The 20,944-nt window shown below is 58.9% G+C and carries 22 protein-coding genes and 1 other annotated feature; of the genes, 8 read left to right on the plus strand and 14 right to left on the minus strand.

Annotation, left to right across the window (positions count from 1 at the left end; translation table 11 throughout):
- Positions 1-112: 112 nt before the first annotated feature.
- From H7K56_RS05625 to H7K56_RS05640, 4 genes are all read right to left on the minus strand, one after another.
- A complete protein-coding gene (locus H7K56_RS05625; RefSeq protein ID WP_021507224.1) occupies positions 113-1,414 on the minus strand; it encodes an inosine/guanosine kinase in 1,302 nt (433 codons plus the stop codon).
- A gap of 58 nt (positions 1,415-1,472) precedes the next feature.
- A complete protein-coding gene (gene hemH / locus H7K56_RS05630) occupies positions 1,473-2,432 on the minus strand; it encodes a ferrochelatase (protein ID WP_021507223.1) in 960 nt (319 codons plus the stop codon).
- Positions 2,433-2,547: 115 nt separating this feature from the next.
- Positions 2,548-3,192 carry an adenylate kinase gene (gene adk / locus H7K56_RS05635; protein ID WP_021507222.1) on the minus strand — a complete coding sequence of 215 codons (645 nt, stop codon included), beginning with the start codon at positions 3,190-3,192 and terminating at the stop codon, positions 2,548-2,550.
- Positions 3,193-3,343: 151 nt separating this feature from the next.
- Positions 3,344-4,171 (minus strand): DUF6024 family protein, encoded by an 828-nt coding sequence (locus tag H7K56_RS05640; protein WP_150360930.1) that lies wholly within the window; start codon positions 4,169-4,171, stop codon positions 3,344-3,346.
- Between the two features lie 189 nt (positions 4,172-4,360).
- Between H7K56_RS05640 and H7K56_RS05645 the strand changes: the two genes are divergently transcribed.
- Entirely contained in the window at positions 4,361-5,230 is an 870-nt protein-coding gene (locus H7K56_RS05645) for a LysR substrate-binding domain-containing protein (protein ID WP_150360897.1), read from the plus strand.
- 129 nt (positions 5,231-5,359) lie between these two features.
- Here H7K56_RS05645 and htpG read toward each other — a convergent pair whose 3' ends face one another.
- The 6 genes from htpG to H7K56_RS05675 all read right to left on the minus strand — a co-directional run bounded on the left by htpG (position 5,360) and on the right by H7K56_RS05675 (position 11,631).
- Positions 5,360-7,234: a molecular chaperone HtpG gene (htpG, locus tag H7K56_RS05650; protein ID WP_059012363.1), complete on the minus strand. Its 1,875-nt coding sequence runs from the start codon at positions 7,232-7,234 to the stop codon at positions 5,360-5,362.
- Between the two features lie 100 nt (positions 7,235-7,334).
- Entirely contained in the window at positions 7,335-7,940 is a 606-nt protein-coding gene (gene recR / locus H7K56_RS05655; RefSeq protein ID WP_031279660.1) for a recombination mediator RecR, read from the minus strand.
- A complete protein-coding gene (locus H7K56_RS05660) occupies positions 7,940-8,269 on the minus strand; it encodes a YbaB/EbfC family nucleoid-associated protein (RefSeq protein WP_010616869.1) in 330 nt (109 codons plus the stop codon). Before H7K56_RS05660 ends, recR begins: the two co-directional genes overlap by 1 nt.
- Positions 8,270-8,318: 49 nt before the next feature.
- Positions 8,319-10,298 (minus strand): DNA polymerase III subunit gamma/tau, encoded by a 1,980-nt coding sequence (gene dnaX, locus H7K56_RS05665; protein WP_182688963.1) that lies wholly within the window; start codon positions 10,296-10,298, stop codon positions 8,319-8,321.
- Positions 8,916-8,977 (minus strand) — a sequence feature (DnaX frameshifting element). It overlaps the preceding gene by 62 nt.
- A 247-nt stretch (positions 10,299-10,545) precedes the next feature.
- Positions 10,546-11,097 (minus strand): adenine phosphoribosyltransferase, encoded by a 552-nt coding sequence (gene apt / locus H7K56_RS05670; RefSeq protein ID WP_031279659.1) that lies wholly within the window; start codon positions 11,095-11,097, stop codon positions 10,546-10,548.
- A gap of 150 nt (positions 11,098-11,247) precedes the next feature.
- Positions 11,248-11,631 (minus strand): DUF454 family protein, encoded by a 384-nt coding sequence (locus H7K56_RS05675; RefSeq protein ID WP_058775241.1) that lies wholly within the window; start codon positions 11,629-11,631, stop codon positions 11,248-11,250.
- 58 nt (positions 11,632-11,689) lie between these two features.
- Here H7K56_RS05675 and priC point away from each other — a divergent pair, with 58 nt between their 5' ends.
- The 3 genes from priC to rsmS are packed head-to-tail and all read left to right on the plus strand — an operon-like array spanning position 11,690 to position 12,658.
- Complete coding sequence (gene priC, locus H7K56_RS05680; protein WP_058769399.1) at positions 11,690-12,199, plus strand: primosomal replication protein PriC; 510 nt, start codon at positions 11,690-11,692, stop codon at positions 12,197-12,199.
- Between the two features lie 49 nt (positions 12,200-12,248).
- On the plus strand, positions 12,249-12,494 hold the full coding sequence (locus tag H7K56_RS05685; protein WP_010616865.1) for a GlsB/YeaQ/YmgE family stress response membrane protein: 246 nt from the start codon (positions 12,249-12,251) through the stop codon (positions 12,492-12,494).
- Between the two features lie 8 nt (positions 12,495-12,502).
- The gene (gene rsmS, locus H7K56_RS05690; RefSeq protein WP_021507212.1) at positions 12,503-12,658 is read left to right on the plus strand and encodes a pleiotropic regulatory protein RsmS; all 156 of its coding nucleotides are present in this window, start codon (positions 12,503-12,505) and stop codon (positions 12,656-12,658) included.
- Here rsmS and acrR read toward each other — a convergent pair.
- Positions 12,655-13,293: a multidrug efflux transporter transcriptional repressor AcrR gene (gene acrR / locus H7K56_RS05695; RefSeq protein WP_031279658.1), complete on the minus strand. Its 639-nt coding sequence runs from the start codon at positions 13,291-13,293 to the stop codon at positions 12,655-12,657. The two genes, rsmS and acrR, sit on opposite strands and share 4 nt — an antisense overlap.
- 142 nt (positions 13,294-13,435) lie before the next feature.
- Here acrR and H7K56_RS05700 point away from each other — a divergent pair, with 142 nt between their 5' ends.
- From H7K56_RS05700 to ykgO, 4 genes are all read left to right on the plus strand, one after another.
- The gene (locus H7K56_RS05700; RefSeq protein ID WP_058757947.1) at positions 13,436-14,626 is read left to right on the plus strand and encodes an efflux RND transporter periplasmic adaptor subunit; all 1,191 of its coding nucleotides are present in this window, start codon (positions 13,436-13,438) and stop codon (positions 14,624-14,626) included.
- A 17-nt stretch (positions 14,627-14,643) separates the two neighbouring features.
- A complete protein-coding gene (locus H7K56_RS05705) occupies positions 14,644-17,793 on the plus strand; it encodes a multidrug efflux RND transporter permease subunit AcrB (RefSeq protein WP_021507209.1) in 3,150 nt (1,049 codons plus the stop codon).
- 159 nt (positions 17,794-17,952) lie between these two features.
- Complete coding sequence (locus tag H7K56_RS05710) at positions 17,953-18,210, plus strand: type B 50S ribosomal protein L31 (protein WP_021507208.1); 258 nt, start codon at positions 17,953-17,955, stop codon at positions 18,208-18,210.
- Positions 18,211-18,225: 15 nt separating this feature from the next.
- Positions 18,226-18,366 carry a type B 50S ribosomal protein L36 gene (gene ykgO, locus H7K56_RS05715; protein WP_010616859.1) on the plus strand — a complete coding sequence of 47 codons (141 nt, stop codon included), beginning with the start codon at positions 18,226-18,228 and terminating at the stop codon, positions 18,364-18,366.
- Between the two features lie 44 nt (positions 18,367-18,410).
- On the opposite strand, the gene H7K56_RS05720 is transcribed toward ykgO, so the two are convergent.
- From H7K56_RS05720 to H7K56_RS05730, 3 genes are read right to left on the minus strand one after another with little or no spacing between them, the layout of a single operon-like run.
- Positions 18,411-19,289 (minus strand): metal ABC transporter substrate-binding protein, encoded by an 879-nt coding sequence (locus H7K56_RS05720; RefSeq protein ID WP_058769397.1) that lies wholly within the window; start codon positions 19,287-19,289, stop codon positions 18,411-18,413.
- Between the two features lie 21 nt (positions 19,290-19,310).
- Positions 19,311-20,150 carry a metal ABC transporter permease gene (locus tag H7K56_RS05725; protein ID WP_021507206.1) on the minus strand — a complete coding sequence of 280 codons (840 nt, stop codon included), beginning with the start codon at positions 20,148-20,150 and terminating at the stop codon, positions 19,311-19,313.
- Positions 20,147-20,803, minus strand: a complete 657-nt coding sequence (locus H7K56_RS05730; RefSeq protein WP_141496706.1) for a metal ABC transporter ATP-binding protein — start codon at positions 20,801-20,803, stop codon at positions 20,147-20,149. Before H7K56_RS05730 ends, H7K56_RS05725 begins: the two co-directional genes overlap by 4 nt.
- Positions 20,804-20,944: the final 141 nt, after the last annotated feature.

Genomic DNA, 20,944 nt, shown 5'->3' on the forward strand with positions numbered 1-20,944 from the left:
CGCCCCTACCATAGGGTGCGCCGCCATGGAGACCCATGTAGGGTGCGCATTCATGCGCACCGTTTCACACAGCGCAGTCATCCATGACGGATCGCTGGTCAACCCGCCGTTATTACCTGTCCCAGTAAGACTCTTCTAAACTGTCTTCCCGCTCCGGCAGCCCGCGCGTCAGACGCGGTGAGTGCTGGTTCAGCACCTGATAACTGACGCGGTTGGCATATTTGCACACCTGCGCCAGCGACGAGTAGGTCAGGTATTCGCGGGCGTGTTTGCTGGAGTTTGGCACTTTCTGACGGTGGAAATTGTTGGCGGTAATATCGTGCAGCAGCGCCGCCAGCGCGCCATCACCGGCACCGTTGGTGTTCATGATCTTCTCCGGACCACCCATGTAAGGCGCAATGTGCGAGAAGATCCGCAGCGGCTGCTGGCAATCCTGATGACGCATGGCGCGGCTGAACTCAAACTGGTTGAACTCGGCAATCGCCCCCGGCAACAGCGGATGATTGGTTTTGCGCTTGAACGCCTCTTCGGTGAATCCGGCCATATACAACCCGGTCGGTCCGGCGGTGCACAGCACCAGATCGACCCAGTCCAGCGCCATGTTGGAGGCCAGCAGCGGATCCGCTTCGCCGGTCAGCGCGAACGCTTCCTCTTCATTCATCGCCACAATCGAGACGTGTTCGCGCAGGAAATCGCGCCAGAACTGCGGGTTATCCTGAATCACATATTTGGTACCGAGCGTCAGCACCACCGGTACATTGTGCTTTTTGGCGAACTCAATGGCCCGCAGCGTCGCTTCCGGCATCGGTTCACCCGGCTGACAGCGCACCAGGTAGGACGTCAGCACCAGCGCCGACGCACCGGCAATCACCTCTTCCGGAATACTGGCAGCCTGCAGCTGGTTCATCAGGCCAGGGCTGATAGCAAAGGTGCGCTCGCCCTGCTCGCCGATCAGGGTAAAGCAGCGGCCAATGGCGCCATCGACGCCCTGCAGGAAGTTAAGGTCCATGCGGCTGGAGGTATTGCACAGGTAGCGATAGGCGTAACCGCCAATCTGGATGTTGTTACACATCACGCCGAGCAGCACCGAACGGTCATCAGCCAGCACCGAGTAATTGTGCAGCGTATTACCGATGGTACCGCCGGCAAACTGGTGGCTGATCAGCTGCTCGCGCATCAGCTCGTTGTACAGCGCTTCGGCGGTCGCATCGTCGATCACCAGCGAATGACCGGCGCTCAGGCCATAGCGCTGCAGGAAGTCGTCATCGACTTTGGCTTCGATATCCACCAGCGTCTGGTCGATACCCACCACCCAGCTGCCCTCTTCCTGCTCCTGCTGGGAAGCCTGCAGCAGCGGATCGCGCGCGTTGACGGGGAAATAGTGTTTGGATTTGCGTTTGCCGGGAAATTTCATGAAAGCTGCCGTCAGGGAAAATCAGGCAGAGAATGATATCACATTCTCTGCCGCACCCTTAGCGGCGCGCTTGTACCAGCTGCACCATCATCTCGATGTGCTCATCATCCGCATTAAGCGCCGGAATGTATTCAAATTTCTCGCCGCCAGCGTGCAGGAAGATTTCGCAGTTTTCGCCGCTGATCTCCTCCAGCGTCTCGAGGCAGTCCGCCGCAAAGCCCGGACTCATCACCTGCACATGTTTAATCCCTTTAGCCGGCAGGCTTTTCATGGTCTCATCCGTGTACGGCATCAGCCATGGCTCGCGGCCAAAGCGCGACTGGAAGGTCATCATGATTTTATGCGGCGCAATGCCGAGCGCGGCGGCCAGGGCATCGGTGGTGTCTTTACAGCGCAGCGGATAATCGTCGCCTTCATTGGCGAAGCGCTGCGGAATGCCGTGGTAAGAGAGCACCAGCAGATCCGGCTCGCCGTGTTGGGCAAACGAGCGCTCTACCGAGGCCTTCAGCGCGGCGATATAGGCCGGATGTTCGGCGTAATCGCGGATAAACGCCACTTCCGGCAGGGAACGCAGCGGTTTAAAGCTGGCCGCCAGGCCATCCCACACTGCCGCCACGGTGGAGCAGGAGAACTGCGGATAGAGCGGCAGCACGATGAATTTGGTCACGCCCTGCGCCAGCAGACGCTCCACCGCACCGTTGAGGCTCGGCTGGCCGTAACTCATGCCCAGCTCTACCGGCATATCCAGCCGCTGCGCCAGCGCAGCACGCTGCCGCTTGCTGAACACCATCAGCGGGGAACCTTCGTCCATCCACACCGATGCGTACAGCTTCGAAACACGCGGCGAGCGGAACGGCAGAATGATGAAATTGAGAATCGGCCACCACAGCCAGCGCGGCGTATCCACCACGCGCGGATCGCCGAGGAACTGTTTCAGATAGCGTTTCACCGCCGCGGTGGTCGGTGCGTCTGGTGTACCTAAGTTAACCAGTAAAACCCCAGGCTTATCTTGCCTCATTGTATTTCCTTGATGTCGCAGACAATGGTTCTGAATCGGGGGAAATTGTAGCGGAAAAAGCGGAGGGGGAAAGCAATTGCTGCAAAAGGGCCGGACAACCGGCCCTGGTCACCACTTAGCCGAGGATATCGGCCAGCTGTGCACTCACTTCGGTCACCTGGCGGGTGCCGTCGATTTTGTGGTATTCGGTGTTACCGGCTTCGGCTTCTTTGCTGTAGTAAGCAATCAGCGGCGCGGTCAGCTGATGGTATTCCACCAGACGCTTACGCACGGTCTCTTCCTGGTCGTCTTTACGCGTGGTCAGCTCTTCGCCGGTCACGTCATCTTTACCTTCCACTTTTGGCGGATTGTATTTGATGTGGTAAACGCGGCCTGACGGCGCATGCACGCGGCGGCCGACAATGCGATCGACAATCAGCTCGTCCGGTACGGCGAACTCGAGCACGTAATCCACCTTGATGCCCGCCTCTTTCATGGCGTCAGCCTGCGGAATGGTGCGTGGGAAACCATCGAGCAGGAAGCCGTTTTTGCAGTCTTCCTGCGCGATACGCTCTTTAACCAGCGCAATCACCAGTTCGTCCGTTACCAGTTTACCGGCATCCATGATGGCTTTCGCCTGCTGGCCCAATTCGGTGCCGGCTTTGACAGCCGCACGCAACATGTCGCCCGTGGAGATCTGCGGAATACCGTATTTCTCCATGATGAATTGAGCCTGAGTGCCCTTACCTGCGCCCGGTGCCCCGAGCAGAATAATACGCATTGCGTAATTCCCCTTGCGAATCGCATTGATCAATCTGAGAAGGCCAAGAACATACCATTATGACCCGCACACCACAAGGCAACGGGCCCCCGGGCGCTGAAAGGCCTACTTTGACCTGCTTTAGCGCGGTGCGCCAGTAGCACGCACGTTTTTAAGAATTTCGGCTGTCTCTGAGCACCTCGCGCAGCCTTTTTTTTAGCGCAGCGGTGACGTTCTGCGGCTTATTGCCGTTGCCGCGTACGCTGACCGGCAAAAACAGGCGATGCGGCGCGGGCAGCAGCTGCATATCCGCGGGCAACGCTGGCAGCGCACTGCCGGGCGGCAAGGGCAGCAGCGCAAACGGCAGGCCGGGCTGGTGAATCGACTGCAGCGTGAAGGGCGTATCCAGCGTCAGGCTATCGACACTGGCAACGTTGAAGGGTTGCCATTCGTCCTGCGCCATGCACTCCAGCGCGCGTTCCGGCGCGTCACCCAGCGCCAGTCCCTGTTCGAACAGCCGCAGTTCGCTGCGCACCAGCGTACTAAAATCATGGGTACGCAGCGCAATCAGCACCAGATCGTCGCTCAGCATCGCATGCTGATTCAGCTGGGTGACAAACAGTCGTGCCTCGCTGATGAGTCGTTTATGCAACACGCTGGCGAAGGAGCCGGACGCGTGCGTCACGCCCTGGCTCTGGCAGGCGTTCAGATTGCGCACCCGGCCCTGCTGCATATCGACGTGATCGACCAGCGCGATATTGCCCGCCATCATCGGCAGGGCCGGCAGCACGCTGAGTTCGCTGACCGGATATTGCGCGGCGTAGCGCGTCTGATTGCGCGCCTGCTCCTGGCGCAGAAACAGTTGCGAGAGCAGCACGCGCGCGATGTGCAGTGAAGGGGCAAAAAACAGATCGTAATTTTCCAGCCGATAGTGACGGGACAGCAAGCCGCGCAGCCGATCGCGCGCCGCCGCCCTGGCAGTAGCCTGTTGTGAAGTCATCACGTGACATTTCTCTTGGTTATTCTGCTGTGTGAAGCTGGCGCTGGCAGCGGACATCGCCGCTGCTGTACACAGCGAAGCCGGTCCGTCAACCCGCCAGATTAAGCAGGAAAGGTTAGGTTAATGCGGCTGGACATTAAAATGATATAAACTGACAATCCCTGTTAGGTTTTTACACAGGGGATGAGTATGACCGCGCTTCCGTCGTTACGTGCACTGCACTATTTTCATCAGGCGGCGCTGCATTGCAGCTTTAGCGTCGCGGCCGAATGTCTCCATGTCACCCACAGCGCCATCAGCCATCAGATTCGCCAGCTGGAGAGCTGGATGGGCAAACCCCTGTTCATCCGCACTAACGGGCGCGTGCGCTTAACCTCTCACGGCGAACGTCTGCTGGTGAGCTGCCAGAAAGCCTTTAGCGAACTCTCTACCACCTGCGTAAGTATTCGCACCGGGATGCGCAATCACCTGAGCGTTGCCTGTACCCCAAGTTTTTTATCCCAGTGGCTGATTCCGCGCATCAGCAGCTTTTACCAGTGCTATCCCGATATTGAAGTGCAATTTCAGCCGCAGGGCGAGATTGCTCAGCTGCGCAGCGAACACACCGATGTGCTGATCCTCAGTTATGAACAGGCGCCGGACGACGACATAGATGCCTCGCTCATCAGCGATGATTACGTTGGCCCGCTGTGCGCCCCACAGTACGCGGCGCGTTTTCACAGCGAGCAGGATCTGGCGTCGCTGCCGCTTTTGCACGCCGATACCCGCCTGCAGGCCTGGGCCGAATGGGCGAAGATCAGCGGCGTGCGCGGTAATTTTTGGCTGGGCAAACATTTCGATAATCTGACGCTGGCGATTCAGGCCGCGAGAAACGGGCTGGGCGTGATTGTGGCGCCGCGCCTGCTGGTGCGTCAGGAGCTGAACGACGGCACGCTGATTGCGCCGCTGGGGTTTGTGCGCGCCGACCGTGCCACCTGGATGATGACCAAGCGGTCACGCCAGCACGATGCGGAGATTACGTTGTTCCGGGATTGGCTGCGGGATGAAGCGCTGAAGTAAGCAAGGGCGGCATAAATAAAAAAGGTCGTCATTAATGACGACCCTACAGAGAGTGGACAGTTGTCGAATCGGTGCCAGGTAACCTGTAGGGTCGGCATTCATGCCGACCGTTCCGATTACCGCACTGCGTTACGCCGTCAGCAACTGATTCATGCGGCGGATAAACTGGTTAGGATCGTCCAGCGTGCCGCGCTCGGCCAGCAGCGCCTGATCCAGCAGCAGTTCAACCCACTCCGCAAAGCGCGCTTCATCCTGCGTATCAGCCACGCGTTTCACCAGCGTATGCTCCGGGTTGATCTCAAAGATGTACTTCACTTCCGGCACATCCTGACCGGCCGCGGCGAACAGCTTCGCCATCTGCGTGGTCATTTCGTTGGCGTCGGTGGTGACAATCGCTGGCGTGTCGGTGAGGCGATGGGTCAGGCGCACCTCTTTGACACGCTCGCCCAGCAGGGTTTTCACGCGATCGACGAACGGCTCCAGCGCTTTTTCCGCTTCCTTCTGCGCTTCCGTCTCTTCGTCCGCCAGCTTGCTCAGCGACTCATCCGCTTTGCTCACCGACTGGAATGCTTTGCCATCGAACTCCGTCAGGTAGCTCATCATCCACTCGTCGATACGATCGGACAGCAGCAGGACCTCGATGCCTTTCTTACGGAACAGTTCCAGATGCGGGCTGCTTTTCGCGGCGGCATAGCTGTCGGCAGTGATGTAGTAAATCTTCTCCTGCCCTTCAACCATGCGGCTAACGTAATCGTCCAGCGAAACGGTCTGCGCCGCACCTTCGCTCTGGGTGGTGGCGAAACGCAGCAGTTTAGCAATCGCCTCCTGGTTGGCATGATCTTCCGCCGGGCCCTCTTTCAGCACCAGACCGAACTCTTTCCAGAACTGCTGATATTTCTCTGCGTCGTCTTTGGCCAGTTTTTCCAGCATCTGCAGGCTGCGTTTGGTCAGCGCGGCGCGCAGGCTCTGCGTGACGCGGCTGTCCTGCAGGATCTCACGGGAAACGTTGAGCGGCAGATCGCTGGAATCTATCAGGCCACGCACAAAGCGCAGGTAGTTGGGCATGAACTGTTCCGCGTCATCCATGATGAAGACGCGCTGCACGTACAGTTTCAGACCGTGCTTGCTGTCGCGGTTCCACATGTCGAACGGCGCACGCGACGGGATGTACAGCAGGCTGGTGTACTCCTGCTTACCTTCGACGCGGTTGTGACTCCAGATGGCCGGATCGCTGAAATCATGGGCGATGTGTTTGTAGAACTCGTTGTACTCTTCGTCGCTGATTTCGCCTTTGTTGCGCGTCCACAGCGCCTGGGCTTTGTTGATCTTCTCCCAGGTGACGGTATCGTTCTCTTCGTCTTTGGTCTCGATCTCCACCGGCAGCGCGATGTGATCGGAATATTTGCTGATCACGTTGCGCACGCGCCACGCGTCGAGGAAGTCATCTTCGCCTTCACGGAAGTGCAGCGTAATTTCGGTGCCGCGATCGGCTTTCTCAATCTCCGCCAGCGTATACTCGCCTTCGCCGGCGGATTCCCAGAACACGCCTTCGTCGGCTTTGGCGCCCGCAGCACGGGTGCGTACCGTCACTTTGTCAGCCACGATAAACGCCGAGTAGAAACCGACGCCGAACTGGCCGATAAGCTGGCTGTCTTTTGCCTGATCGGAACCCATCGATTCCAGAAACGCTTTGGTACCGGATTTCGCGATGGTGCCGAGGTTTTCAATCACCTCATCACGGCGCATACCGATGCCGTTATCGCTCAGCGTCAGCGTGCGTTTTTCCTTGTCGACCGAGATACGCACGCGCAGGTCGCCATCGCCTTCGTACAGATCCGGCGTCGACAGTGCGCGGAAGCGCAGCTTGTCAGCCGCATCGGAGGCATTGGAGATCAGTTCACGCAGGAAAATCTCTTTGTTTGAATAGAGGGAATGGATCATCAGGTGCAGAAGTTGTTTTACCTCTGACTGGAAGCCACGCGTCTCTTGTCCTTTCATGGTCATTGCTACCTCAACAGAATCGGGGTTGATCAATTGTTGAGAGTGAAATGGGGATGGTGGGAAGAATTTCAAGCCGGTATCGCAGCAGGATACCGGCAAGTGGTCAGAATTTAATCTTGTGCCGTCCGGCAAGCGAGTGTGACAGCGTTGTGCCGTCGACCATTTCCAGTTCACCGCCGACCGGAACCCCGTGCGCAATGCGGCTGGCGTCAACGCCATACTGGCCGCACAGCTCGGCGATATAGTTAGCCGTGGCTTCGCCTTCCACCGTTGGGTTGGTGGCGAGGATCACCTCCTGCAGCGTCTCACGTTCAAGGCGCTGCTCCAGCCGATCCAGGCCAATATCCTGCGGGCCGATGCCGTCCAGCGGCGACAGATGGCCCATCAGCACAAAGTAGCGACCGCCAAACTGGCCGGTCTGCTCGATGGCGTGGATATCCGCCGGGCTCTCCACCACGCAAATCTGGCCGTTTTGCTGACGGCGGGGATTGGCGCAGATGGTGCAGATCTCCTGCTCGGTGAAGGTGCGGCAGTCGGAACAGTGGCCGATCTCTGCCATGGCGCGGGTCAGCGCCTGCGCCAGACGCATGCCACCGCTGCGATCGCGCTGCAACAGATGAAACGCCATGCGCTGCGCCGATTTCGGGCCAACGCCCGGCAAACAGCGCAGCGACTCCATCAAAGCTTCAAGCAGTGGACTGGTTTGCATCAGAACGGCATCTTGAAGCCAGGCGGCAGCTGCATACCGGCAGAGACGGACGCCATCTTCTCTTTCTGCGTTTCATCAATACGGCGCGCCGCATCGTTGAACGCCGCAGCGATCAGATCTTCCAGCATCTCTTTGTCATCTTCCAGCAGGCTGGGATCGACTTCCACGCGGCGGCAGTTGTGCGCACCGTTGATGGTCACTTTGACCAGGCCAGCCCCTGATTCGCCGGTGACTTCCAGTGCGGCGATCTCTTCCTGAACTTTGGCCATTTTATCCTGCATCTGCTGGGCCTGTTTCATCAGGTTGCCCAATCCGCCTTTACCAAACATAGTTTTCTCTCTCTGCTGGGGCTGCGCGCAACGCTGCGCGACAGCGTGATCATACGGGTCGGATACTCTCTTCATCCAGGTCCGCATCAAAGAAGCGACGCAGCGTCTGAATGTGGGTATCGCTTTCGATCGACTGACGCGCCTGCGCCAGCTTCTCTTCATAAATGGCCTGACGCCACTCCAGCGGCGTCAATACCGCCGGATTATCGTCTTCCACGATGGTCAGTTCAACCGTCTGGCCGGCCGCCTGGCTCAGCGCCTCCTGAATCGCCTGGCGCGCCGGGGCAGAGTTGAGATGACGCTGGCTGCTGCGCAAATGCAGCGTCACGCCCTGCTCATTCACCTCTTTCCACGCGTTCAGCGCGACCTGCTGGACCAGCTTCGGCAGCGTCAGCGTGGCGATTTCCGCCGCCCAGGCGTCGCGCTGCAGGGCCTCTTCCGCCAGTTTGAGCGCCAGCTCTGGCGTTTTCTCATGCTCCAGCGCAGAACGCAAGGCTTTTGGCGTCGCCACCGGCTCCGGCTTGATCTCCTCCTGCTGCTGGGCTTTCCAGCGATACGCTTCCGGTTTCGCCGGCGCTTTTACCGCCGGTTCAGACGCGCGCTGTTGCACGCGCTCGGTGACGCTTGCCAGACGTTCCAGCGCCGGGTTTGCCGGCCGCGCGGAACGCGCTGCCGGCTCACTCTTTTTTGCTTTGCCGGCTCCCTGACGCAGCAATTGCGTCCGCGCCTGTAACAGCTGACTGGTGGCGTCGGGCAAGTGCTCCGGGGCCGGTGCCATGTCGGGATAATCATCGGCCGGCGGCGGCGACTCATCCATCGGCGGTGCCATCTGCGGCTGCGCGGCCACAGCGGGTGCGGCTTTGGTCTGAGGCGCTGGCGCGGCAACGGCCGGTGCGGCCTGCGGCGTCAGCGACGGGCGCGCCACCGGTTCAGCGATGGTGGCCTGCGGATGAAACGCCAGTGCACGCAACAGCGTCATTTCCACGCCGAGCCGGCGATCCGGCGCCAGCGGCAAATCTTTGCGCCCCATCAGCAGCGTCTGATAATAGAGCTGAACGTCAGCAGGCGGCAGCACGCGCGCCAGTTCGCGCAGGCGCTGCGCCTGGCTGGCATCATCTTCGCCAAGCGAGCTGGGCAGCAGCTGGACCATCGCGATACGGTGCAGCAGACGCAGCATCTCCACCAGCAGCGCCTCCCACTCCACGCCGCGCGATGCGGCCTGATTCAGTAGCGCCATCACCTGTTCGCCGTTGCCTTCCACCAGCGCTTCAATCAGCGACAGCGGCTGTTCATCATCCAGCGTGCCCAGCATTTGCGCCACGCTGTCGCGCGTGACGCTGCCCTGCCCCATGGCAATCGCCTGATCGGTGAGGCTGAGCGCATCGCGCATACTGCCGTCGGCGGCGCGCGCCAGCAGATGCAGCGCGCGCGGCTCGGCGTCAATCTGCTCCTGCTGCAGCACGTGCGCCAGCTGCTGCTGAATTTGTTCGACGTCGAGGGCTTTCAGGTGGAACTGCAGGCAGCGCGACAGAATGGTTACCGGCAGCTTCTGCGGATCGGTGGTCGCCAGCAGGAATTTCACATGCGACGGCGGCTCTTCCAGCGTTTTCAGCAGCGCATTAAAGCTGTGGCGCGACAGCATGTGCACTTCATCGATCAGATAGACCTTAAAGCGCCCGCGCGCGGGTGCATACTGCACGTTATCCAGCAGGTCGCGCGTGTCTTCCACTTTGGTGCGCGAGGCGGCATCGATTTCGATCAGATCGACAAAGCGCCCCTGTTCAATCTCGCGACAGTTATCGCACTGTCCACAGGGCGTGGCCGTGATACCGGTTTCGCAGTTGAGGCCTTTAGCCAGCAGACGCGCAATCGAGGTTTTCCCCACGCCGCGCGTGCCGGAAAACAGATAGGCATGATGGATGCGTCCCAGTGACAACCCGTTGGCCAGCGCCGTCAGCACATGTTCCTGACCGACTACGTCGGCGAAAGCCTGGGGACGCCATTTTCGCGCAAGTACCTGATAGCTCATGTGGATTCAATCACTGGAGTTGTTTAACCTGGCACAGCAGCACGCTCAGTTGCGCCGATTCTGCCGTGGGACTTAGGGGAAAAATGCGGTGACGCAAACCCTGTTTATTTTGACAGGAGTGTAACAGCCACAGCCGGATATGCCTATACCCGTGATACGTTGCGCGCTGCGCTTCAGGGCGGAATACGCCTGTCAGGGAGTGCGAAGAGTGGCGCCGCCGGACATGAAGGCTGGCGGCGCGATGGCCTTAGTGGCCGGGGAAGTTGACCAGGCTGTAGCAGTCGATACCCAGCGCGTTCAGGCGCGCTTCGCCGCTTAAATCAAACAGGTTGATCACGAACGCGGCATCTTTAACTTCACCGCCCGCACGACGAATCAGTTTCACCGTGGCTTCAAGGGTGCCGCCGGTAGCCAGCAGATCGTCCACCACCAGCACCACATCGCCGGGTTTGATGGCGTCTTTGTGCAATTCCAGCGCGTCTGAACCGTACTCCAGTTCATAGCTTTCGCTGAAAGTTTCACGCGGCAGTTTGCCCGGCTTGCGCACCGGCACAAATCCCACGCCCAGACCCAGCGCAACCGGCGCCCCGAACAGGAAGCCACGCGCTTCGGTGCCCACCACTTTGGTGATGCCTTTATTACGATAACGCTCCACCAGAATGGCGATCGCTGCGGCATACGCCTGCGGATCTTCCATCAGACTGGTGACGTCACGGAACAGGATGCCCGGCTTCGGATAGTCAGGAATGCTTTTGATGCTGTTTTTGATCAGTTCAAGCTGCTGCGCAGTTGCGGTCATAAAGGTTACGCCTGGAAAAATATCTAAAACGCGCAGCTCCCACAGCGCCAATACCCGGAAACCGGGTTAAGCGAAGTCGTTTCTCAAAGGGAAGCCACGCACGAAGATGCCCAAATCTAAGCAAACAGCCGGCTAAATGCAACCCTGATGCTACGGTTCGTGCGGGTTCGCACTTTCTGCTACAACCGGGATGCGCCACAGCATGAGCAACAATAGCGCCAGCATCACACCGAGCAGAATGCGCAGCCACAGCAGCTTCACCAGCCAGATTGAAACCGCAAAGGTGATGACAATCAGCAACATGGCGCGGCTTTTGGCACCGGGCGGCATGGCGCGATGCTGCTGCCAGTGGCGCAGATAGCGGCCAAACGGCGAGCGCCACAGCAGCCAGTGGTGAAAGCGTGGCGACGAGCGGGCAAAACACCAGGCGGCCAGCAACACGAATGGCGTGGTCGGTAGTAAAGGTAATACAATGCCCAGCGTGCCCAGCACAATAGCCAGCCAGCCAAGGCTTAACAGTAAAATGCGCTGCATGCCAGATGCCTGAAAAATGTCACAACAGCGCTACGTTAACACAGACGGAATCGAAGTGATGCCTCAACTGCCCGCCCAACAGCGTCTGCACGCAATGATTGACACGCTGCGCCAGCAGATTGCGCAGCAGCCGGACGGTAGCTGCCGTCAGCCGCGCTTTGACGCGCAGCTGTTTCGCTGTAAAGGCACGCGGCTGGCTGACTATCTGCAAGAGCTGCAGCACAATGCGGCGCAGCTCGCGGCGTCCAACAGTGATGCGTCGCGCCGCCAGTGGCTGGCGCAGAAGGTGCTGGACCAGATTGCCGCGCTGCAGCGCGAGTGCAGTAGCCAGCAACTGCGCGTGGTGCGTGAACGGCCGCGGCGCGATCCGCTGCAGCCGAAGCGTGATGAGTACCGCGGCTACGAAACGCGACTGCTGGCCATGCTGCAGCAGCGCGAACAGCACCTGGCGCGCGCTGAAACGCTGAGCGTGCAGCAGCAGCTGATGCGCGAGGTGGAGATTCTGCAGGAGCGGCTGGCGCGCTGCCGCGCCGCGCTGCATAAACTGGAGATCGCGGCGCAGCCGTAAGCCGTTCGCTTTCCTCTATACTGGAAACAGCGCTGACGGGAGGAGAAGCATGACCCTTATCATCTGGATTATTATTGGCCTGGCTGCCGGCTGGCTGAAGCGGAGGGTGTTTCCCGGCCGTCCCGGCGGACTGGTGCCGACGCTGGTGCTGGCGGTGATCGGCGCGCTGATTGGCGGCTACATCGCCACGTATTTCACCACGGGCGACCTCGGTACGCTGCATCCGACGGGCTTTGCCGTGGCGCTGGCCGGTGCCCTGCTGATGCTGTTGGTCGCCGCTAAACTACGTATTTAGGAGACACTATGACGCTGGATACCGCGCCGGACGACATCAAGCTGGCGGTCGATTTAATTCAGCTGCTGGAGGAAAACCAGGTGCCCACGGCCACGGTGCTGGCTGCGCTGGCGATTGTCCAGCGCGATTATGAGCAGAAGCTGGCGGCCGAACGCACCGCTTAGCGCGTGCCGGCGAGCGTCGGGCTCAGGCGCAGCATATCTATAAAGGCCTCGACCACCTGCGGCGCTTCACTCACCAGATCAAAACTTTGCGGATTGAACAACCAGCTTTCCATCATGCCGCTGATGTAGCCGCGCATCAGCAGCGCCGCCTGGCGGGTGTTGAGGCTGGCCGGAAGCTGCCCGGCCTCGATACAGCTGCGCAGCACCTCTTCGATGCGGTCATAACACGCCTGCAGCAGCCCCTGCTGCATCGCCATTAACGTCGACATTTCGCCAACGAACTCACATTTATGGAAGATAATCTCCATTAATGCGCGTCTTTGTGGATCCTTTGCTGTGGCTTCAAGGATATAGATCAGCATCGAACGCATTACAGAAAGTGGATCGCCAGGGTATTTTGTCTGATACTCAAGTTCCACATCGTCGAGCCCGGCGTCGCAGCGCAGCCAGATCTCCTGTAACAGATCGGCTTTATTTTTAAAATGCCAGTAGATAGCACCGCGCGTGACGCCAGCGGCCGCGGCGATATCCGCCAGTGAGGTGGCGGCCACACCGTGTTCAGAAAAGTGAGCTAAAGCGGCATCCAGAATTTGATGTCGCGTTTCAAGTGCTTGCGCTTTGGTTTTTCGTGCCATAGAGGACTGTTTTTACAAACTGGCAAGTTTACATACATTTGTGAATGTATGTACCATAGCACGACCCGTGTTTTAACGCAGCAATGGGTTTAACGGTTTGTGATCCATTGATCATTTGATATCGGACACTAGAGGTTTATTTATGAATAAAAACAGAGGATTAGCGCCTCTGGCGGCCGCCGTGATGCTTACAGGCAGCTTTTTGTTAACAGGATGTGATGATAATAAATCCCAGCAAGCCGCCCAGCAGCAGCCCCCGGAAGTGGGTGTTGTCACGTTAAAAAACGAGCCCCTGAAAATCACCACCGAACTGCCAGGCCGTACTTCGGCGTTCCGCGTGGCTGAAGTGCGTCCGCAGGTGTCAGGTATCATTCTCAAGCGTAATTTTGTTGAAGGCAGTGATGTTAAAGCCGGCGATTCGCTGTACCAGATCGATCCCGCCACCTATCAGGCCGCGTACGACAGCGCAAAAGGCGATTTAGCCCAGGCTCAGGCCAACGCGCGCGTTGCCCAGCTGACGGTGAATCGTTACAAGCCGCTGCTGGGTACCAAATATATCAGCCAGCAGGACTACGATAACGCCGCGGCCACCGCCGCGCAGACCGCCGCAGCCGTACAGGCGGCGCAGGCCAATGTGGAAACCGCCCGCATTAACCTGGCGTACACCAAAGTGACCTCGCCAATCAGCGGCCGCATTGGTAAATCCTCGGTGACGGAAGGTGCGCTGGTGTCGAACGGCCAGACCACCGCGCTGGCGACCGTGCAGCAACTCGACCCGATGTACGTCGATGTGACCCAGTCCAGCGATGATTTCCTGCGCCTGCGCGGCGAGCTGGAGTCTGGTCAGCTGAAGCAGAACGACGGCAAAGCTAACGTTACCCTGCTGATGCAGAACGGTAGCGCATACAGCCAGCCGGGCACACTGGAATTTTCTGATGTTACCGTGGATGAAACCACCGGCTCGATTACCCTGCGCGCGATTTTCCCGAATCCGGATCATCGTTTGCTGCCGGGCATGTTCGTGCGTGCACGTCTGGATGAGGGCACTAACCCGACGGCGCTGCTGGTACCGCAGACCGGCGTAACCCGCACGCCAACCGGTGAAGCCACCGCGATGGTAGTGGGCGCGGATAATAAAGTCGAAGTGCGTAAGATTACCGCTAACCAGGCGTTTGGCGACAAATGGCTGGTGACCGATGGCCTGAAAGAGGGCGATCGCGTGATTACCGTCGGTATTCAGCGTGCTAAACCGGGTGCTCAGGTGACGCCGCAGGAAGTCAAAGATGATGCCAAAGCCGCACCGGAATCTCAGTCTGCTAAATCATCGTCATAAACAGGAGCCGTTGATACATGGCTAAGTTCTTTATCGATCGCCCCATTTTTGCCTGGGTGCTTGCCATCATTATTATGCTGGCGGGTGCGCTATCGATTATCAAACTGCCGATCGAGCAATATCCCAACGTTGCGCCGCCGGCAGTTGAAATCCAGGCATCTTATCCGGGTGCAGATGCGAAAACGCTACAGGATTCGGTAACGCAGGTTATCGAACAGAATATGAACGGCATCGACGGGCTGATGTATATGTCCTCGAGCAGTGACTCTTCTGGTACGCTGACGCTGACGCTGACCTTCCAGTCTGGCACTGACGCCGACATTGCTCAGGTGCAGGTGCAGAACAAACTGCAGCTGGCGATGCCACTGCTGCCGCAGGAAGTACAGCAGCAGGGGATTCAGGTGAAAAAATCCTCCAGCAGCTTCCTGATGGTCGCCGGTTTCGTCAGCGAAGATGGCAGCATGACGCAGAACGACATCTCAGACTACGTAGCGTCGAACATCAAAGATCCGATCAGCCGTACGCCTGGCGTCGGTGACACTCAGGTATTTGGTGCGCAGTATGCGATGCGTATCTGGCTCGATCCGCACAAGCTTAACAACTACCAGCTGACGCCGGTGGATGTGATCAGCGCGCTGCAAACCCAGAACACCCAGGTGGCTGCCGGTCAGCTGGGCGGTACCCCACCGGTGCCAGGTCAGCAGCTTAACGCCTCGATCATTGCCCAGACGCGTCTGACCTCGACCGAAGAGTTCGGCAACATCATGCTGAAGGTCAATCAGGACGGCTCACAGGTGCGCCTGCGCGATGTCGCGAAGATTGAACTCGGCGGTGAAAACTACGAGATCATTGCCCGCTATAACGGCAAACCAGCCTCCGGTATCGGTGTCAAACTGGCGACCGGTGCCAACGCGCTGGATACCGCCGACGCGGTGAAAGCGGAACTGGCCAAGCTGGAACCGTTCTTCCCGGCTGGCATGAAAACCGTTTACCCGTACGACACCACGCCATTCGTTAAGATCTCTATTTTCGAAGTGGTGAAAACGCTGTTCGAAGCCATCGTGCTGGTGTTCCTGGTGATGTATCTGTTCCTGCAGAACTTCCGCGCGACGCTGATTCCTACCATCGCCGTGCCGGTAGTACTGCTGGGCACCTTTGCCATCATCAGTGCCTTTGGCTACTCGATAAACACCCTGACGATGTTCGGCATGGTGCTCGCCATCGGCCTGTTAGTTGATGACGCCATCGTGGTGGTGGAAAACGTTGAGCGCGTCATGGCGGAAGAAGGATTACCGCCGAAAGAAGCCACCAAACGCTCGATGGAACAGATCCAGGGCGCGCTGGTTGGCATCGCGCTGGTGCTGTCAGCGGTATTTATCCCAATGGCGTTCTTCGGCGGCTCAACCGGGGTGATTTATCGTCAGTTCTCGATCACCATCGTTTCGGCGATGGCGCTGTCGGTGCTGGTGGCGTTGATTCTGACGCCAGCGCTGTGTGCCACCATGCTGAAGCCCATCAAAAAAGGTGAACACGGCAAAACCACCGGTTTCTTCGGCTGGTTTAACCGCCTGTTTGATAAGAGCACCAACCATTACGTCGACAGCGTCGGCCACATTGTGCGCAGCACCGGCCGCTATCTGCTGATTTATCTGCTGATTGTGGTCGGCATGGCTTACCTGTTCCTGAAACTGCCTACCTCGTTCCTGCCGGAAGAGGATCAGGGGCTGTTACTGGCGCAGGCGCAGCTGCCTGCCGGTGCGACTCAGGAACGTACGCAGAAGGTGCTGGATCAGGTTACGGATTACTTCCTGACCAAAGAGAAAGACAGCGTGAATTCGGTGTTTACCGTTAACGGCTTTGGCTTCGCCGGTCGTGGACAGAACACCGGTATCGCCTTCGTCAGCCTGAAGCCATGGGATGAGCGTGGTGACGCCAGCCTGAAAGTGCCGGCGATTGCCGGACGTGCGATGCAGGCGCTGGGTCAGATCAAAGATGCCATGGTGTTCCCGTTCAACCTGCCGGCCATTATCGAACTGGGTAACGCCACCGGTTTCGACTTCCAGCTGATCGATCAGGGTAACCTCGGCCATGAGAAGCTGACCGCCGCGCGTAACCAGCTGTTTGGCATGATTGCCCAGCATCCGGATACGCTGGTGGGCGTGCGTCCGAACGGGCTGGAAGATACGCCGCAGTACAAACTGATTATCGATCAGGAAAAAGCGCAGGCGCTTGGTGTGTCGCTGTCCGACATCAACACCACGCTGGGTGCGGCCTGGGGTGGTTCTTACGTCAACGACTTCATCGACCGTGGTCGCGTGAAGAAAGTGTACGTGATGGGTCAGGCCGACTCGCGCATGCTGCCGGATGACATCAGCAAATGGTACGTGCGCAATAGCGCCGGGACCATGGTGCCATTCTCTGCCTTCTCTTCGGCGAAGTGGCAGTATGGTTCACCGCGTCTGGAGCGTTACAACGGTCTGCCATCAATGGAGATCCTGGGTCAGGCAGCGCCGGGCAAGAGCTCGGGTGATGCCATGAACCTGATGGAGAGCCTCGCCTCGAAGCTGCCTGCGGGTATCGGCTACGACTGGACCGGCATGTCCTATCAGGAACGCCTGTCCGGCAACCAGGCGCCTGCACTGTACGCCATTTCGCTGATTGTGGTGTTCCTGTGTCTGGCCGCGCTGTATGAGAGCTGGTCGATTCCGTTCGCGGTCATGCTGGTGGTGCCGCTGGGTGTGATTGGCGCCCTGCTCTTCACCACGCTGCGCGGTCTGAGTAACGACGTGTACTTTGTGGTGGGTCTGTTGACCACCATTGGTCTCTCGGCGAAGAACGCCATCCTGATCGTCGAATTCGCCAAGGATTTGATGGAGAAGGAAGGCAAAGGGCTGGTCGAGTCGACGCTGGAAGCCTCACGTATGCGTCTGCGTCCGATTCTGATGACGTCGCTGGCGTTCATCCTCGGCGTACTGCCGCTGGCGATCAGCAGCGGTGCCGGCTCCGGCGCACAGAACGCCGTCGGTACCGGCGTAATGGGCGGGATGGTGACGGCCACCGCGCTGGCGATCTTCTTCGTGCCGGTGTTCTTCGTGGTGGTGCGCCGCCGTTTCAGCAAGAATAAGTCTGAGCTGGAACAGGGCCATCCGGTCGATCACCCTCACTGATAGTTTCTCTCTGCTAAAAGGCCGCGCAAGCGGCCTTTTTTATTGCGCACTCCCCTGCCCGCACGTTCCATGACAAACCCGCACCGGACGCGTGGTTGCAATCCCGCGACGCGAGGTTCATAATATTGTTATATTATAACATTACATGAGAGCGCTATTATGAAACCAAACATTCATCCGCACTACCGTCCTGTGGTGTTCCACGACACCACCGTCGACGAATACTTCAAAGTCGGCTCAACGATTCAGACCGATCGTACCATCCAGTTTGAGGGCGAAGAGCTGCCGTACGTCACGCTTGATGTGTCGTCGAAGTCGCACGTTTACTACACCGGTAAACAGAAAGAGTTTGCCAAAGAGGGCAGCGCCGCACGCTTCAACAAGCGTTTTGGCAGCTTCCTGACGCGCAGCAAATAACCGGAGCTCAGCCACATGCAAGTTGTCAGTTCATTGCGGTCTGCCAAGACCCGTCACAAAGATTGCAAAGTCGTGCGGCGTAAAGGTCGTATTTATGTGATTTGCAAAACCAACCCGCGCTTTAAGGCGGTGCAGGGAAGAAAGAAAAAACGTTAGGAAAGTGTCGTGATAATTGGCCGGGATGCTCCCCGGCCTTTTTTTTACTTCATGCTGTGCAGCAGAGTTTCCACGTTGTGCTTAAACGCCGCCTCATAGGTGGGCGCCGGCCCGCTGGCCGCTGACAGCGCTTCCGGATAGAGCTCGCCACCGGGTTGCGCACCGGTTTCACTGGCGATCTGTTTCACCAGACGCGGATCGGTCTGATTCTCCATAAAGTAGGTGGTGATGTGCTCGGCCCGGAGCTGTTTGATGATAGCGGCGACATCGCTGGCGCTGGCTTCCGCTTCGGTTGAGAAGCCCACCGGCGCGAGGAATGTCACGCCGTAGCGCTGGCCGAAATAGCCAAAGGCATCATGGCTGGTGAGTACCTTGCGTTTACTTTGCGCCACGCCGGCAAATTCACTTTTGGCCCAGCTATCCAGCTTCTGCAACTGCTGAATATAGCGTTCACCGCTGTGACGGATGTCGGCGGCATCGTCCGGATCGGCTTTGATCAGCGCGTTCATCACGTTGGTGGCGTAGATCACGCCGTTGTGCATGCTGTTCCACGCGTGTGGATCGGTGATGGTTTTGCCATCCTCCTCCATTTTGCGCGTATTGACGCCGTTCGAGGCAACCACCACCGTGCCCTTATAGCCGGACGCGCTAATCAGCCGGTCCATCCAGCCTTCCATGCCCAGCCCGCTGACGAACACCACATCGGCCTGCGCCAGCGCCTGACTATCCTGCGGCGTCGGCTCAAAGGTGTGCGGATCGCCATCCGGCCCCACCAGCGATTTCACCTTAACGTGATCGCCGCCGACCTGTTTAACGATGTCAGCCAGCACGGTAAAACTGGCTACGGCATCAACGGTTTTTGCCAGCGTCAGCGGGCTAATCAGCATCGCGCCAATCGCCAGACTCAACGGTAATTTCTTCATACCTATCCCCTTGTCATCTTATTATCGACGGCGCAGCAGGCCGCCACATGGTCCTGTCAACACAGACAGCAAAAACAGTACGGCCGCACTCAGTACCACCGCCGGTCCGGCAGGCAGGGCATAGTGCCATGAGAGCAACAGGCCGATAAAGGCGGCGATCAGCGCCAGCAGCATGGCAATCGCCAGCATGCGCGTAAGGTGGCGGCTCCAGAAGCGCGCGCTGGTGGCGGGCAGCATCATCAGCCCAACGGACATCAGCGTGCCGAGCACCTGAAAACCCGCCACCAGATTCAGCACCACCAGCGTGAGGAAAATGCCGTGCACCAGCGGTGCGCTCCATTTTCCCTGCGCACGCAGAAAATCAGGATCAAAGGCATCAATGACCAGCGGCCGGAAGATCACGGCCAGCATCAGAAGGGTGAACGCGGCGATACTGCCAACCAGCACAATCGCGCCGTTGTCCACCGCCAGCAGCGAGCCGAACAACACGTGCAGCAGATCGACACTGGAACCGCGCAGTGATACCAGCGTGACGCCGAGCGCCAGCGAACCCAGATAGAAGCCGGAAAAGCTGGCATCCTCCTTCAGATGGGTGTAACGGCTGACCGCACCGGACAGCAGCGCCACCGCCAGCCCGGCAATCAGGCCGCCAATGCCCATCGCCACCAGCGACAGGCCGGACACCAGATAGCCGATGGCGGCGCCCGGCAGTACCGCATGGGACAGCGCATCGCCCACCAGGCTCATACGGCGCAGCGAGAGAAAGACGCCGAGCGGCGTCGCACTGATCGCCAGCGCCATGCAGGCCACCAGCGCCCGGCGCATAAAACCAAACTCAATAAACGGCTGGAGTAACGTCATGACGCCACCCGACACAGCCGCGGTTGCTGCGCACTGTCACGCTCATCCAGCGACAGCACGTCACGAAAATGGCGCGCCACCAGCAGCTTGTCGTGCAGCACCACCAGCAGCGTGGTGCCCGCTCGCTGCTGCTGTTCGAGAATCGACATCAGTAAGGTTATTGTCGGCGTATCAATGCCGTTAAAGGGTTCGTCCAGCAGCCAGAGCTGACTGCGCTGGAGCATCAGGCGCGCAAACAGCACGCGTTGCAACTGCCCGCCGGAAAGCATCGCGGGCTGCGCAGTGGCGAAATCGCGCATCTGCACCGCCTCCAGCGCGGCATCAATCTCCTGGCGCAGCGCACGCGTGATGCCCCCGAACCAGCCGCAGCGCGGCCAGCAGCCCATTGCCACCAGCTCATAGACGGTGAGCGGGAAGCGGGTGTCCAGCTCGCTGCGCTGCGGCAACCAGCCCAGCGCTTTTCGCGGCAGCTGCAGTTCACAGCGTCCCGCCACCGGCGGCAGCAGTCCGGCGATAGTTTTGAGCAAGGTTGATTTGCCCGTTCCGTTGGCCCCGATCAGTGCCGTCATACTGCCGGCCGCCAGTTCGCCATTCACCACCGGCGTCACCGCCCTGCCCTGATAGCCGCCCTGCAGACGATGAAAACGCATCATTGGTGCAGGCCCCAGACGATGGCTAAAGCCAGCAGGCTACTCAGTAGTAGCGCTACCAGCAGGCGCCCGCCGAGCGAGAGAAGTAATCCACTGTGATTCATGATAGGCAACCAAAATGTTATAACATAACAACATACTACC

Origin of the sequence: Pantoea dispersa, from assembly GCF_014155765.1 — a bacterium.
GTDB lineage: Bacteria > Pseudomonadota > Gammaproteobacteria > Enterobacterales > Enterobacteriaceae > Pantoea > Pantoea dispersa.

What these genes read in the sequence shown, in the direction of transcription:
- H7K56_RS05625 (WP_021507224.1), bottom strand. Translation starts at nt 1,414, where the DNA reads ATGAAATTTCCCGGCAAACGCAAATCCAAACACTATTTCCCCGTCAAC.
- hemH (WP_021507223.1), bottom strand. Translation starts at nt 2,432, where the DNA reads ATGAGGCAAGATAAGCCTGGGGTTTTACTGGTTAACTTAGGTACACCA.
- adk (WP_021507222.1), bottom strand. Translation starts at nt 3,192, where the DNA reads ATGCGTATTATTCTGCTCGGGGCACCGGGCGCAGGTAAGGGCACTCAG.
- H7K56_RS05640 (WP_150360930.1), bottom strand. Translation starts at nt 4,171, where the DNA reads ATGACTTCACAACAGGCTACTGCCAGGGCGGCGGCGCGCGATCGGCTG.
- H7K56_RS05645 (WP_150360897.1), top strand. Translation starts at nt 4,361, where the DNA reads ATGACCGCGCTTCCGTCGTTACGTGCACTGCACTATTTTCATCAGGCG.
- htpG (WP_059012363.1), bottom strand. Translation starts at nt 7,234, where the DNA reads ATGACCATGAAAGGACAAGAGACGCGTGGCTTCCAGTCAGAGGTAAAA.
- recR (WP_031279660.1), bottom strand. Translation starts at nt 7,940, where the DNA reads ATGCAAACCAGTCCACTGCTTGAAGCTTTGATGGAGTCGCTGCGCTGT.
- H7K56_RS05660 (WP_010616869.1), bottom strand. Translation starts at nt 8,269, where the DNA reads ATGTTTGGTAAAGGCGGATTGGGCAACCTGATGAAACAGGCCCAGCAG.
- dnaX (WP_182688963.1), bottom strand. Translation starts at nt 10,298, where the DNA reads ATGAGCTATCAGGTACTTGCGCGAAAATGGCGTCCCCAGGCTTTCGCC.
- apt (WP_031279659.1), bottom strand. Translation starts at nt 11,097, where the DNA reads ATGACCGCAACTGCGCAGCAGCTTGAACTGATCAAAAACAGCATCAAA.
- H7K56_RS05675 (WP_058775241.1), bottom strand. Translation starts at nt 11,631, where the DNA reads ATGCAGCGCATTTTACTGTTAAGCCTTGGCTGGCTGGCTATTGTGCTG.
- priC (WP_058769399.1), top strand. Translation starts at nt 11,690, where the DNA reads ATGCCTCAACTGCCCGCCCAACAGCGTCTGCACGCAATGATTGACACG.
- H7K56_RS05685 (WP_010616865.1), top strand. Translation starts at nt 12,249, where the DNA reads ATGACCCTTATCATCTGGATTATTATTGGCCTGGCTGCCGGCTGGCTG.
- rsmS (WP_021507212.1), top strand. Translation starts at nt 12,503, where the DNA reads ATGACGCTGGATACCGCGCCGGACGACATCAAGCTGGCGGTCGATTTA.
- acrR (WP_031279658.1), bottom strand. Translation starts at nt 13,293, where the DNA reads ATGGCACGAAAAACCAAAGCGCAAGCACTTGAAACGCGACATCAAATT.
- H7K56_RS05700 (WP_058757947.1), top strand. Translation starts at nt 13,436, where the DNA reads ATGAATAAAAACAGAGGATTAGCGCCTCTGGCGGCCGCCGTGATGCTT.
- H7K56_RS05705 (WP_021507209.1), top strand. Translation starts at nt 14,644, where the DNA reads ATGGCTAAGTTCTTTATCGATCGCCCCATTTTTGCCTGGGTGCTTGCC.
- H7K56_RS05710 (WP_021507208.1), top strand. Translation starts at nt 17,953, where the DNA reads ATGAAACCAAACATTCATCCGCACTACCGTCCTGTGGTGTTCCACGAC.
- ykgO (WP_010616859.1), top strand. Translation starts at nt 18,226, where the DNA reads ATGCAAGTTGTCAGTTCATTGCGGTCTGCCAAGACCCGTCACAAAGAT.
- H7K56_RS05720 (WP_058769397.1), bottom strand. Translation starts at nt 19,289, where the DNA reads ATGAAGAAATTACCGTTGAGTCTGGCGATTGGCGCGATGCTGATTAGC.
- H7K56_RS05725 (WP_021507206.1), bottom strand. Translation starts at nt 20,150, where the DNA reads ATGACGTTACTCCAGCCGTTTATTGAGTTTGGTTTTATGCGCCGGGCG.
- H7K56_RS05730 (WP_141496706.1), bottom strand. Translation starts at nt 20,803, where the DNA reads ATGATGCGTTTTCATCGTCTGCAGGGCGGCTATCAGGGCAGGGCGGTG.